At 64.9% G+C, this 12,367-nt stretch carries 11 protein-coding genes; 4 read left to right on the forward strand and 7 right to left on the reverse strand.

The window, feature by feature from the left end:
* Nucleotides 1–379: 379 nt before the first annotated feature.
* The 3 genes from gabP to LU671_RS19755 form a co-directional block, all read right to left on the reverse strand.
* A complete protein-coding gene (gene gabP, locus LU671_RS19745; protein WP_203650243.1) occupies nt 380–1,774 on the reverse strand; it encodes a GABA permease in 1,395 nt (464 codons plus the stop codon).
* 352 nt (nt 1,775–2,126) lie between these two features.
* Nucleotides 2,127–3,182 carry a magnesium transporter CorA family protein gene (locus LU671_RS19750; protein WP_232856620.1) on the reverse strand — a complete coding sequence of 352 codons (1,056 nt, stop codon included), beginning with the start codon at nt 3,180–3,182 and terminating at the stop codon, nt 2,127–2,129.
* 12 nt (nt 3,183–3,194) lie between these two features.
* The gene (locus tag LU671_RS19755) at nt 3,195–4,781 is read right to left on the reverse strand and encodes a RimK family protein (protein WP_232856621.1); all 1,587 of its coding nucleotides are present in this window, start codon (nt 4,779–4,781) and stop codon (nt 3,195–3,197) included.
* A gap of 92 nt (nt 4,782–4,873) precedes the next feature.
* On the opposite strand from LU671_RS19755, the gene LU671_RS19760 reads away from it, so the two are divergent.
* Together LU671_RS19760 and LU671_RS19765 are read left to right on the forward strand one after the other, a co-directional pair.
* Nucleotides 4,874–5,980, forward strand: a complete 1,107-nt coding sequence (locus LU671_RS19760; RefSeq protein ID WP_232856622.1) for a peptidase C39 family protein — start codon at nt 4,874–4,876, stop codon at nt 5,978–5,980.
* Nucleotides 5,981–6,118: 138 nt separating this feature from the next.
* Nucleotides 6,119–7,012: a GNAT family N-acetyltransferase gene (locus LU671_RS19765; protein WP_232856623.1), complete on the forward strand. Its 894-nt coding sequence runs from the start codon at nt 6,119–6,121 to the stop codon at nt 7,010–7,012.
* A 25-nt stretch (nt 7,013–7,037) separates the two neighbouring features.
* Here LU671_RS19765 and LU671_RS19770 read toward each other — a convergent pair whose 3' ends face one another.
* The 4 genes from LU671_RS19770 to LU671_RS19785 all read right to left on the reverse strand — a co-directional run bounded on the left by LU671_RS19770 (nt 7,038) and on the right by LU671_RS19785 (nt 10,398).
* The gene (locus LU671_RS19770; RefSeq protein ID WP_232856624.1) at nt 7,038–8,048 is read right to left on the reverse strand and encodes a zinc-dependent alcohol dehydrogenase family protein; all 1,011 of its coding nucleotides are present in this window, start codon (nt 8,046–8,048) and stop codon (nt 7,038–7,040) included.
* 232 nt (nt 8,049–8,280) lie between these two features.
* Nucleotides 8,281–8,871, reverse strand: coding sequence for an HAD family hydrolase (locus tag LU671_RS19775; protein ID WP_232856625.1), 591 nt, complete (start codon nt 8,869–8,871; stop codon nt 8,281–8,283).
* Nucleotides 8,868–9,737 (reverse strand): acyl-CoA thioesterase II, encoded by an 870-nt coding sequence (gene tesB, locus LU671_RS19780; RefSeq protein WP_050707021.1) that lies wholly within the window; start codon nt 9,735–9,737, stop codon nt 8,868–8,870. The genes LU671_RS19775 and tesB overlap by 4 nt, the downstream gene beginning before the upstream one ends.
* 91 nt (nt 9,738–9,828) lie before the next feature.
* Nucleotides 9,829–10,398 (reverse strand): GNAT family N-acetyltransferase, encoded by a 570-nt coding sequence (locus tag LU671_RS19785; protein WP_232856626.1) that lies wholly within the window; start codon nt 10,396–10,398, stop codon nt 9,829–9,831.
* Between the two features lie 166 nt (nt 10,399–10,564).
* Between LU671_RS19785 and LU671_RS19790 the strand changes: the two genes are divergently transcribed.
* Together LU671_RS19790 and LU671_RS19795 are read left to right on the forward strand one after the other, a co-directional pair.
* The gene (locus tag LU671_RS19790; protein WP_232856627.1) at nt 10,565–11,251 is read left to right on the forward strand and encodes a histidine phosphatase family protein; all 687 of its coding nucleotides are present in this window, start codon (nt 10,565–10,567) and stop codon (nt 11,249–11,251) included.
* Nucleotides 11,252–11,413: 162 nt separating this feature from the next.
* Nucleotides 11,414–12,328, forward strand: a complete 915-nt coding sequence (locus LU671_RS19795) for a histone deacetylase family protein (protein ID WP_232856628.1) — start codon at nt 11,414–11,416, stop codon at nt 12,326–12,328.
* Nucleotides 12,329–12,367 lie beyond the last annotated feature (39 nt).

Consider the following 12,367-nt stretch of genomic DNA (forward strand, 5'->3'; position numbering starts at 1 on the left):
ATTATGCCTGTGAAAGTATCGGCGCCTGCCTTGGTGCATGCCTCAAGTCGTGCGCAGCGGCAGTGGTGACCACGCTGAAACCGCGTCGGACCAACAAGGCGGACCAGGTAATGGCCCAGGAGCGATTGGCCCGAAACAAATGTGGGAGCGGGCTCGCCCCGCGATGCGCCGCGCGGGCGGCGCTCGATCTCATAGGCGCCAGAGAATCTTCGGCGAACACTTCTGAGACACACAGCAATCCCACGGCGAACACCTCGCACACACAACCCAATCCCAAGACAGGCACCTCCCACATCTGTTTTGGGCCAGTCTGTCCTGTAATAAGGTTATCGCTGTACGCCTTGTTGGCCCGACGCGGTTTCGGCGTGGGCACCACTGGTTATCCTGCCGAACGCACCCCCACCGCCCTGCGGGAATGGCCGCGCGTGGTGACGATTCCCAGGAACGAGATCACGATCGCCAGGCTCAGGGTGGCGGTTACCTCGGCGCGGTGCTCCTCGGTGAACATCATCACGGCCAGGGCGCCACTGATGAACAGGATCACCGCCCAGGTCAGCCAGGGGAACAGCCACATGCGGAACTTGAGGTTGGCGTTCTCGCGCTCCAGCCGCCCACGCATGCGCAGTTGCGAAATGGCGATCACCAGGTACACCAGCAGCGCGATGGCGCCGGAGCTGGCGAGCAGGAACTCGAACACGCCCTTGGGCGCGAAGTAGTTGAGGATGGCGATGGCCGCGCCGATCAGGGTGCTGCCGAACACCGCGGCGCGAGGGACACCCACCTTGGAGGTGTTCTTCAGCAAGGCCGGCGCATCACCCCGCTTGGCCAGCGAGTACATCATCCGCGAGGCAATATAGATAGAAGAGTTCATGCAGCTGGTTACCGCGATCAGCACCACGAAGTCGACCATCAGCGCCGCGTTGGGGATGTTCATGATTTCCAGCGCGCGCTGGTAGGAACCCACCACCGCCAGCTGCGGGTCATTCCACGGCACCACCGAGATGATCACGAAGATCGACAATATATAGAAGGTGCTGATGCGCCAGATCACCGAACGGGTGGCCTTGGCGATATTGCGCGCCGGGTCGCTGGACTCGGAGGCGGCAATGGTCACCGCCTCGGTGCCGATGAAGCTGAACATTACGGTGATGAAGGCGCCGACCACCGCGGACCAGCCCTTGGGCGCGAAGCCGCCGTGCTCATCCACCAGCGTGCTCAGCCCACTGACCTCGCGTTCCGGCAACCAGCCCGCCAGCGCGGCGAAGCCCAGGCCGATGAAACCGAGAATGGCGGTGACCTTGAGAATGGCGAACCAGAACTCGAACTCACCGTACTTGGCCACGCTGAACAGGTTGGTGCAGGCCAGCAGCAGCACCGAGGCCAGGGCGAAGATCCAGCTGTCCACCTGGGGGAACCAGGCGTTGAGCACGTGCCCGGCAGCCAGTGCCTCGATGGGGATCACCAGCACCCAGAACCACCAGTACAGCCAGCCGATGGTGTAGCCGGCCCAGCGACCGATGGCCTGGTCGGCATAGGTGGAGAACGAGCCGGTGTCGGGGTGGGCCACGGCCATTTCGCCGAGCATGCGCATGACCAGCACCACCAGGGTGCCGGCCACGAAATAGGAGAGAATGGTGGCCGGACCGGCCGCCGCGATGGCGTGCCCGGAGCCGACGAAGAGTCCCGCGCCGATGATGCCGGCGATGGACAGCATCGTTACGTGACGTGGCTTGAAACCTTGAGCAAGGTTGCCATCAGTTCCCACGGTGTTCATTGGTCTTGTTCTCTTTTTGCTGACACAAGGAAGGGACGGGCAGGCGCGGGCGAAACGGTCTCCTCGGCTAAGGGCGGAGTACGTTGCGCACGCTCTGTTACGGCCTTCTCAAGCGCCCGGGCAACGCACCGTGGGGATGCGGGCTTCACTTTAAGCCGGGCGCGGCGCGAGCAAAATGCTCGAAAACGTCAGGCAACGGTTCGATCACGACACCGCGTACCCATGCACGTCAGTCAAGCCCCTCGGCATGCCTGTTTGCGTCAGTCGCGGTCACGCAGGTAGTCCCAGTAGAAGTTCACCACCGCGAACACCACGATCACCGTGACGATCATCAGGCCGATCTGCAGGTTGCTCATGGGGCCTCCCGTTGAGTCATCTGTAGGAGCGGGCTTGTCCCGCGATTGCGATCATGGGGGACGACATCGTTGTGCGGCCCGGCGCTGTCGCGGGACAAGCCCGCTCCTACAGTGCTGCGATGTCTGCCCGAACGGGCCAGGCGCTTGAGCGCCAGCACCATGAGCACGCCCAGCAGCATCATCGCCAGCACCAGCACGGCATAGGCCAGCCACCATGGCACGCCCGTGGTCATCATGCTGAACTCGGACATGCCGCCAATGCTGGCGATCAGGTTCAGCGGCAGGAACACCACGTTGATCAGGGTGAGGTTGCGCAGGGTCTCGTTCATCGCGTTGTTGGCCAGGTTGCCGCGGGCATCCATCAAGCCGGCGAACACCGTCGAGTAGATCTCGGCCTGCTTGTGACACTGGTTGTTCTCGATCACCAGGTCGTCGATCAGCGCCAGCACCTCGGGGTTGAAATGACGCTTCTCGCCATGGGCGCGCAGGCGCGAGAGCACCGCGCCATTGCTGTGGATGGCATTGATATAGTGGATCAGGCTTTCGCTGAGGTTGAACATCTGCATCAGGTGGTGGTTCTCCAGCGACTGCTCGAAACGTTGCTGCAGTTCGCGGGCGACCATCTTGATCACCTTCAGGTGCCCCAGGTAGTGGTGCAGGTTGTCGAGCAGGATGGCCAACAACACATCCATCGGATCGTGCAGTGCATGGCGCTGTCCGAGGCCTTCGAGCAGGGACGCGTCCGGGGCGATCAACACCAGGTGGCCGTCGACCATCAGCATGCCGAAGGAAGACACCTGGAAGGCGAAACTGTCTCCCCCGGTGTAGCTCTCCGGGCGCTTCCAGATCAGGAACAGGCCATCGCGGTGCAGTTCGATGCGCGACACCTCGTCCGGGTCGAGTGCCGAAGCCAGGGCATGGGCATCCAGGTGGAACCACGCCTGCAACAGTTCACGCTCGGCGCTGTCCGGTTCAACGAACAGCAGCACCTCGCAATCGAGCCCTTCGCGCTTGCGCAACTGACCATGGGCCAGGCTGTAGCTTTCGATCATGCCAGCACCTCGTTACCAGGCTTGCCCCCGGCGCTTCTGCTCCAGGCGGCGGATGAATTCCTCCAGCACCAGGGTGTAGAGGTCGTCGTGCAGGTAGGCGTCCTCGATGCCGGCGTCGAGGTTGGGGTTGTCGTTGACCTCGATCACCACCACCCGATCACCGACCTGCTTGAGGTCGACGCCATACAGGCCATCGCCGATCAGGTTGGCGGCCTTCACCGCCAGCTCCACCACCGCCCGCGGCGCCTCGTGCACGGCCAGGGTGCGGCACTCGCCGTTGACCTCGTCGCGCTGGGCCTGGTGGTTGAAGATCTGCCAGTGGCCCTTGGACATGAAGTACTGGCAGGCGAAGATCGGCTTGCGATTGAGCACGCCGATACGCCAGTCGTATTCGGTGTAGAGGTATTCCTGGGCCAGCAGCAGCACCGAGTGCTCGAACAGTTCGCCGGTAGCGGCCTGGAGTTCGGCGGGGTCCTTGACCTTGATCACGCCCCGGGAGAAACAGCCGTCGGGTATCTTCAGCACCAGCGGAAAGCCCAGCCGCACACCGATGCCTTCCAGGGCCTGGGGGTTGTCGCGGTAGAGGATCTCGCTGGCCGGCATGGCCAGGCGATGGCTGCGCAGCAGGTCGGTCAGGTAGACCTTGTTGGTGCAGCGCAGGATCGACGCCGGGTCGTCCATCACCACCAGCCCTTCGCTCTCGGCCTTCTTGGCGAAGCGGTAGGTGTGGTTGTCGACGCTGGTGGTCTCGCGGATCAGCAGCGCGTCGTATTCGGCCAGGCGGGCGTAGTCCTTCTTGCCGATCAGCTCGACATCGACCCCCAGTTGGCGCCCGGCGCGAATGAAGTGCTCCAGCGCCTTGGGGTTGGACGGCGGCAGCGCTTCGTCGGGGTCGTGGAGGATCGCCAGGTCGTAACGCGCCACCCGGCGCGAGCGCGGTTGACGCCAGATCCTGCGGCTGAAGCCATCGAGGGCGTTGGCGAACGGGTCCTGCTGGTCTTCGCGCAACTTGTGCAGCGCGCCGGCCTTGACCCCGGCGATATGCCAGGCGCTGGTCTTGCGGAACTCCACCAGCAGGATCGGACACGGGAAACTTTCGAACAACTGGCGGGCGATGTCCTGCAGCGGTTCCAGATCGGTACGGCCGAAATACAGGGTCAGGGTGAACCCTTCGGTTTCGCCGTAGGGGTGATTGGCCAGGGCGCTCTCGAGGCTGCGCGCCATGTCGTCGAGGGCCAATCCGTATAACGACTTGCGGGTCAACTCACTGATACTTCTGACCGAGGGAATGACTTTATGCCCGCGCGCCTCGGCCAACAACGAACAATAATAACCGTGACCTAGATATTTATAGTTACGACATAGGTTTATTACCTGGACACGTTTGCCGTTATCGGCCTCGCGTGGTTCCTCCAGGTATTCCTGGGCCGTCACGACATCCTCGCTGGGCAGGTACGAAGCCCAGTCTTCACGCCGCTCCACGATGATCACCAGCTGACTTGACTTGTTATCCAGGGTCAGTGGATAAATAACACCAGTTGTACTTGAGTGTGAACTTTCCCCGGGCCAGCCAGGTAAGGGTTCCTGAAACGAAGACATGTTTGAAGCCCTGTGTTGGGTAGACACGGTTTCTATTAAGCACGAAGTTTTTCGAATGTCCCGTTTCATTACGCAACTTTTACGGCGGCCCTATGCACATCGAATTTCGCCTGGCAACTGTTGACGACCTGCCGGCCCTGCTGGCACTGGAGAACCAGTGCTTCGCCCTCGACCGGCTGACCCCGCGCAGCTTTCGCTGGATGCTGTCCCACGCCAATGCCAGCCTGCTGGTGGCGCAACGCGACGGCCAGCTGATGGGCTATGCATTGTTGCTGTTCCACCGCGGCACCTCGCTGGCCCGCCTGTATTCCATCGCCATTGCCGAGCAGGCCCGTGGCCATGGCCTTGGCGCCCGCCTGCTGGAACAGGCCGAACGCTGCGCCCTGGAGCACGAGCGCGCCTACCTGCGGCTTGAGGTGCGCACCGACAACCCCAAGGCCATTGCCCTGTACGAACGCCACGGCTACCGTCGTTTCGCCCAGGTCGACGACTACTACGAGGATCACAGCAGCGCCCTGCGCTACGAGAAGCGCATCCTCCAGCACCCGACGGGCGAGACGCGACCGGTCCCCTACTACGCCCAGACCACCGACTTCACCTGCGGCCCGGCCTGCCTGCTGATGGCCATGGCCGCGCTGCAACCGCAGCGCCCGCCGAGCCGTCGCGAGGAACTGCGCCTGTGGCGCGAGGCGACCACGGTGTTCATGACCTCCGGTCACGGCGGCTGCAGCCCTCATGGGCTGGCGCTGGCCGCCTGGCGCCGGGGCTTTCGCGTCAGGCTGCTGCTCAATACCGAGGGGCCGCTGTTTCTCGATGGCGTGCGCCAGCCCGGCAAGAAGGAAGTCATGCGCCTGGTCCATGAGGACTTCTGCGCCGAGTTGCAGGACAGCGACGTGGTAGTCGCGCGGCAGGCGCCCAATCTGCCCCGGGTACTGGCCGAGGGCGGCCTGGCGCTGGTACTCATCAGCAACTACCGGCTGACCGGCAGCAAGGCGCCGCACTGGGTGCTGGTCACCGCCTGCGACGACGACTTCGTCTACCTGCACGACCCCGACACCGACCACGCTCGTCACCGGCAGGTCCTGGACTGTCAGCACCTGCCGGTCAGTCACCAGGAGTTCCAGCGTATGAGCCTGTTCGGCGGTCGCAAGTTGCGGGCGGCGGTGGTGGTGTATGCAGGGAGTGAAACTGCGGCGTAAACAGAGACCGCCGCCTGACTGCGGTGCGGGCGGCCATCTTTCTACGTCTGCCCTCACCGCGTTAGCACAAACCCTTACAACTTTTCATCCACGCTACGGTTAACGTTCACCCTCACTTCACGGACCGGTATGGACGCCATGGCACTCCTCCTCGACGACCCCGCACTCGCGCAGGTCGAGCACTACCGCGACGACTCGCACCTGCGCGCCGAACTCAACGCCCTCACCCGCCAGACCTATGGCTTCGACTTCGAAGCCTGGTACCAGGCCGGCTTCTGGCAAGCCGACAACCAGCCGTGCTCACTGGTTCGCGACGGGAAGATGCTGGCCAACGCCTCGGCCAACCTGCTCGATTTCACCCTGGATGGCCAGCACCTGCGCTGCGTCCAGATCGGTACGGTAATGACCGCGCCGCAGGCACAGGGCCGTGGCTATAGCCGATACTTGATGGAGGTGCTGGTGGAGCGCTGGGCAGGTAACTGCGACCTGCTGTACCTGTTCGCCAACAGCACCGTACTCGATCTCTATCCCAGGTTCGGTTTTCGCCGAGTGGTCGAACACGAGTACTACCAGCCCTGGTCGACGCAACCACGGGCCACAACCTTCCACCCGGTGAACCTGGATGATGGCGAACAACGTCAACGTTTCATCGATGCGGTGGAAAAGAGTTGTCCACAGGCGCGATTGAGCCTGGTGCCGAATGTGCCGCTGACGATGTTCTATTGCGATGGGCCCTACCGGGAGGCCTTGTTCCATTCCTCGGAGCATGAGGCGTATGTGGTGATGGAACAGGATGGCGAGCGGATGGTGCTGGTGGACGTGTTCTGCGAACGCGAACTGGCGCTGGCCGATGTGCTGGCTGAACTGGTCACGGCAACCACGCGGGAGGTGGTGCTGGGGTTCGCGCCGCTGAACTGCGAAGGCTTCGCGACACGGGTTGCGGATAACGATGATGCGTTGTTCGTCTGGGGAGCGGCACCTACCCGTGTCGATGGGCAGGTGCTGATGTTTCCAGTGCTCTCCCATACCTGAATCGCGGGGCAAGCCTGCCACCATGTCACCAGGTCAGGCAGATCTTGCCAAAATGCTTGTTGCTCTCCTGGTACTTGAAGGCCTCGACCATCTGCTCCAGCTCGAAGTGCTTGTCCACCACCGGCCGCAGGCCATTGGCGTCGATGGCGCGGACCATCGCCTGCTGCTGGGCGCGACTGCCCACCAGCACGCCCTGCAGACGGATCTGCCGTACCAGCGCCTGCACCAGCGGCAGCTGTCCGGCCACGCCAGTGAGGATGCCGATCAGCGACACATGCCCGCCGATACGCGCGGCGATCATCGACTGCTCCAGCGTGGCCGGGCCACCAACCTCGATCACATGGTCCACGCCGCGTCCGCCGGTCAGCGCACGAACCTTTTCGCCCCAGGCGGGCGTGGTCTTGTAGTTGATCAGGTGATCCGCGCCCAGCGCCTTGAGACGCTCCAGCTTGGCATCGCTGGACGAGGTGGCGATCACCGTGGCGCCGGCCAGCTTGGCGAATTGCAGGGCGAAGATCGAAACGCCACCGGTGCCCTGCACCAATACGCTGTCGCCGGGCTTGAGGTGGTCATCGCTCATCAGGGCGCGCCAGGCAGTGACGCCGGCGGTGGTAAGGGTCGCCGACTCGGCATGGCTGTAGCCCTTGGGCGCGAGGGTGAAGGAGCTGGCCCGGGCAGTCACCTGTTCACGGGCATAGCCGTCGATGCCGTCACCCGGCACGCTGGCAAAGCCCTCGACCTGAGCCTGGCCATCGACCCAGTCGGGGAAAAAGGTGCTGACCACCGCATCACCAACCTGGAACTCGCTGACCCCGGCGCCCACCGCAATCACTTCGCCGGCACCATCGGCCATGGGGATGCGCCGCTCGCTCGGCCCCCACATGCCGCTGACCACGGCGAAGTCGTGGTAGTTGAGGGAGCTGGCGTGCAGGCGCACGGTGATCTCGCCGGCCTTGGGCGCGACGGTTTCGCAGGTGCCGACCTGGACCTTGTCGTAGCCGCCGCCGGGCAGGACGTAGAGGGCCTTGGTGCTCATGGGTGGGTCTCCATCAAGGGAAAAGATGCAGTGCAGCTTAGACAGGTCTGGACGATCGCGGGGCATGCCATCGCCAAGGTGACACCATTCCCCTGTAGGAGCGGCCTTGTGCCGCGAAAGGGCTGCGCAGCGGCCCCAGCCATTTTGGCTCTGATGATCCTGGGGCTGCTTTGCAGCCCTTTCGCGGCGCAAGGCCGCTCCTACAGAGGGATTGTGCAGGGCATGAGAGGCATCATCCGAGCAACGCCCTCAGCGCCCGGCAATCGGCCGCATGCCAGTCGGCCAGCTGCGGCCATGGGTTGTCCGGCAGGTTGACCAGCACGGTGCGGGTGCCCGCGGCCCGGCCGCAGTCGAGGTCGAAGCGGTAGTCGCCGACCATCACCATCTCACCGGGGCTCACGTCCCAGGCGCGGGCGATCTGCAGCAGCCCGTCAGGGCTGGGCTTGGGCGCCGCCTCGTCGCGCCCGAGGATGTGCTCGACCGGGAAGCAGTCGGCCAGGCCGATGGCCTCGAGGGTGACATGGGCCAGTTCGCGGGCATTGCGGGTGAGGATGGCCAGCCGGCAATCACGCCCGGCCAGTTCACGCACCAGCTCCACTGCGCCGTCAGCGGCCTTGGAGGCGATTGCCAGGTCGCGCTCGTGCTCCAGCAGCCAGGCATGCTTGGCCGCCGCTTCCGCCGCCGGCAAGGCGGCCAGGTGGGTGAGGATGTCGTGGTCGGACGGGATGTCGAGCGCCTCGCGGATGGCCGCGAAGTCATGCACGGCGACCGTCAGGGTGCCATCCATGTCAAACACCCAGTGGCGAATATCCCCGAGGCTCATGCCCAGTCCTTGCGATGGCGGATCAGGCCTTCCTGGGTGGACGAGGCCACCAGTTGCCCGGCGCGGTTGAAGATGCTGCCACGGCAGAAACCGCGGGCGTTGCCGGCCCAGGGGCTGTCGGTGGCGTATAGCAGCCACTCATCGGCGCGCAGGTCACGGTGGAACCACAGCGAATGGTCGAGACTGGCGATCTGCATGTCCTTGCGCCACACCGACTTGCCATGGGGCAGCAAGGAAGTGGTCAGCAGGCCGAAGTCCGAGGCGTAGGCCAGCAGGTACTTGTGCAGCGCCGGGATGTCCGGGAGGTTGCCGTCGGCGCGGAACCAGGCGTACTTGATTGGTTCGCCCGGCTTGGGGTCGAACGGATCACGCTCGGTGATCGGGCGGATCTCGATGGGCTTGGCGCACAGCACCTTCTCGCGGATACGCTCGGGCAACTTGTCGGCCATGGCACTGGCCAGCTCGACTTCGCTGGGCAGGTTTTCCGGGCCGACCACGTCCGGCATCTGCGCCTGGTGCTCGAAACCGTCCTCGTCGTACTGGAACGACGCGCTGCAGGTGAAGATCGGCTGGCCCTTCTGGATCGCCGTGACCCGCCGGGTGCTGAAGCTGCCGCCGTCGCGCACGCGGTCCACCGAATAGACCACCGGCATGCTGGCATCGCCCGGGCGCAGGAAGTAACCGTGCAGCGAATGCACGTGGCGGGCGTCCTCGACCGTCTGGCTGGCCGCCGACAGCGACTGGCCGAGCACCTGGCCACCGTACAGCTGGCGGAAGCCCAGGTCCTGGCTGCGTCCGCGGAACAGGTTCTCCTCGATCGACTCGAGGCTCAGCAAGTCGACCAGATCGTCGAGTACGTGGCTCATGGGGTTCTCCTGGCAAGGCAATACGGCGCGGTTATACCGGCGAATGATACAGGGTTTTGCCGTTCGTCCCGTCGTACGAATGGCGACCTATTCAGCCGCGCAGGTTCTGTTGCCAGCGGTCGCGGTCGATGCGGTACAGCACATGGGGGCGTAGCGGATCGCCGACGGGCAGCCGCGGGTGCTCGAAGCTGCCCGCCAGGTCCTGGACCATGCCGATGGCCTGCATCACCTTCTGCGATGGCAGGTTGGCCTCGGTGGTGAACGACACCACCTCGTCCAGGTGCAACTGGGCGAAGGCACAACGCAGGCAGGCCCAGGCCGCCTCGCTGGCGAAGCCCAGCCCCCAGTGGCGGCGGGCCAGACGCCAGCCGATCTCCACCGCCGGGCCGAACGGGGCGGCGAAGTTGACGTTGAGCAGGCCGGTCATGCCGATGAAGGCGCCGCTGTCCTTGCGCTCCAGGGCCCAGAGGCCGAAGCCGTACTCGTTGAAATGACCACGGATCCGGCCGATCAGCGCCGCCGCCTCGACCCGGGTCATCGGCGCGGGGAAATAGCGCATCACCTGCGGGTCGGCGCACAGGGCGGCGAACTCGCGCAGGTCTTCGTCCTGCCATTGGCGCAACACCAGGCGCGGGCTTTCCAGTTCGAGAATGGGGGTCATCGGCACGGCTCCGAAATCACGGTCTGGCAGTGTACAGCGTAGGCCGCGCGCATCAGCCAGCCGATGCTTTTTTCACATCGGCTTCACCGCCCCCCGACAGGCCGCTTCGCACAATGCCGCCACTATCGCGGCCTTCGTCGACGCCGCACTGCCATCGGAGTGACGCATGCACCCCAGCAACACCCTGCACAACCCGGCCCTGCTGGCCCCCCGCAAACGCCGCCGCTCGCGCACCGTGGTCGGCGCCGTCATCGGCCTGCTCCTGACACTGGCCGGGGCCAGCACCTGGCTAGCGACGAGGACGCACATCGTGAACCTTGGCAATGAGCAACAGTTGAGCGACAGCGGCCTGCTGCAGGACTGGAAGGAAGGCGCGGTGATCGTGATGATTCGCCATGCCGAACGCTGCGACAGTGCCCCGGGGCCGTGCCTGGACGATCCAACCGGCATCACCGTGTCCGGCAGCCAGGCGGCGCAACGGGTAGGCCAGGGCTTGCAGCAACTGGGGCTGGCCGGCGCCGACCTGCTCAGCAGCCCGAAGCTGCGCACCCGCCAGACCGCGCACTTCATCCTCGGCCAGGCCGTGACCAGCGAAGACTGGCTGGAGCGCTGCGACCGCCCGTTCCCGGCCGAGGCCATGGCCCGCAAGCGGCCCGGGCACAACCTGGTGCTGGTGACCCACAACGGTTGCATCGATCACTTCGCGCGCCAGCAGCATGTGCCGGGCGGTGAACGCGAGAGCGGTTATGCCAGCGCGCTGTTCGTGTCGGTGGATGGCAACGGCAAGGCGCGGATTCTTGGGCGGATGAACGAGCCGGACTGGCAAAGGGTGCTGGCGTCGGCCGACAAGTGATCGGCTACCAGCAATTCGCCATCCCCTGTGGGAGCGGGTTTACCCGCGAAGCAGCCAGCGCGGTCTCTGGCACCCGCTATGCGGGTGATCGCGGGTGAACCCGCTCCCACAGAAGCCAGCAAAGCTGGCAAGATCGGTGCTCGCCCCCACCGCACCGACACCATGCCCCTGCCGCTGATCTACCACGACGACTACAGCCCCGAGTTCCCGCCGGACCATCGCTTCCCGATGGACAAGTTCCGCTTGTTGCGCGATCACCTGGTGGACAGTGGCCTGACCACCGACGCCGCCCTGCTGCGCCCGGAGATCTGTCCCAACGACATCCTCGCCCTGGCCCATGACCGCGACTACATCGAGCGCTATATGAACGGCGAACTGTCCCGCGAGGACCAGCGCCGCCTCGGCCTGCCCTGGAGCGAGGCCCTGGCCCGGCGCACCGTGCGCGCCGTGGGTGGCTCGCTGTTGACCGCCGAGCAGGCGCTGCAACATGGCATCGCCTGCCACCTGGCCGGCGGCACCCATCACGCCCACTACGACCACCCGGCCGGCTTCTGCATCTTCAACGACCTGGCGGTGATCAGCCGTTACCTGCTGGAGGCCGGCCGTGTGCACCGGGTGCTGATCTTCGACTGCGACGTGCACCAGGGTGATGGCACCGCGCGCATGCTCCAGGACACGCCGGAGGCGATCACCGTGTCGCTGCACTGCGAGCAGAACTTCCCGGCGCGCAAGGCCCAGAGCGACTGGGACATCCCCCTGCCCCGCGGCATGCACGACAGCGCCTACCTCAAGGTGGTCGAAGATGCGCTGAACTACCTGCTGCCGCTGTACCAGCCCGACCTGGTGCTGTACGACGCCGGCGTCGATGTGCACAAGGACGACGCCCTGGGTTACCTGCAACTGACCGACGCAGGCCTGGCCGCCCGCGACGAGCATGTGTTGCGCCAGTGCCTGGGCCGCGACATCCCGGTGATGGGCGTGATCGGCGGCGGCTACAGCAAGGACCGCGAAGCCCTGGCCCGGCGCCACGGCATCCTCCACCACAGCGCAGCGCGGGTGCTCGGTTGTTCACAATGACTGTGGAACCGCTTGTGGATAACCTGCGGGAAAGCCGCT

The sequence above is a fragment of the Pseudomonas sp. NMI760_13 genome (assembly GCF_021283245.1).
GTDB lineage: Bacteria > Pseudomonadota > Gammaproteobacteria > Pseudomonadales > Pseudomonadaceae > Aquipseudomonas > Aquipseudomonas peradeniyensis.

Coding starts and splice junctions, on each gene's coding strand:
- tesB (WP_050707021.1), bottom strand. CDS start 9,737: ATGAGCCACGTACTCGACGATCTGGTCGACTTGCTGAGCCTCGAGTCG.
- LU671_RS19760 (WP_232856622.1), top strand. CDS start 4,874: ATGCACATCGAATTTCGCCTGGCAACTGTTGACGACCTGCCGGCCCTG.
- LU671_RS19765 (WP_232856623.1), top strand. CDS start 6,119: ATGGCACTCCTCCTCGACGACCCCGCACTCGCGCAGGTCGAGCACTAC.
- LU671_RS19785 (WP_232856626.1), bottom strand. CDS start 10,398: ATGACCCCCATTCTCGAACTGGAAAGCCCGCGCCTGGTGTTGCGCCAA.
- gabP (WP_203650243.1), bottom strand. CDS start 1,774: ATGAACACCGTGGGAACTGATGGCAACCTTGCTCAAGGTTTCAAGCCA.
- LU671_RS19770 (WP_232856624.1), bottom strand. CDS start 8,048: ATGAGCACCAAGGCCCTCTACGTCCTGCCCGGCGGCGGCTACGACAAG.
- LU671_RS19755 (WP_232856621.1), bottom strand. CDS start 4,781: ATGTCTTCGTTTCAGGAACCCTTACCTGGCTGGCCCGGGGAAAGTTCA.
- LU671_RS19790 (WP_232856627.1), top strand. CDS start 10,565: ATGCACCCCAGCAACACCCTGCACAACCCGGCCCTGCTGGCCCCCCGC.
- LU671_RS19750 (WP_232856620.1), bottom strand. CDS start 3,182: ATGATCGAAAGCTACAGCCTGGCCCATGGTCAGTTGCGCAAGCGCGAA.
- LU671_RS19795 (WP_232856628.1), top strand. CDS start 11,414: ATGCCCCTGCCGCTGATCTACCACGACGACTACAGCCCCGAGTTCCCG.
- LU671_RS19775 (WP_232856625.1), bottom strand. CDS start 8,871: ATGAGCCTCGGGGATATTCGCCACTGGGTGTTTGACATGGATGGCACC.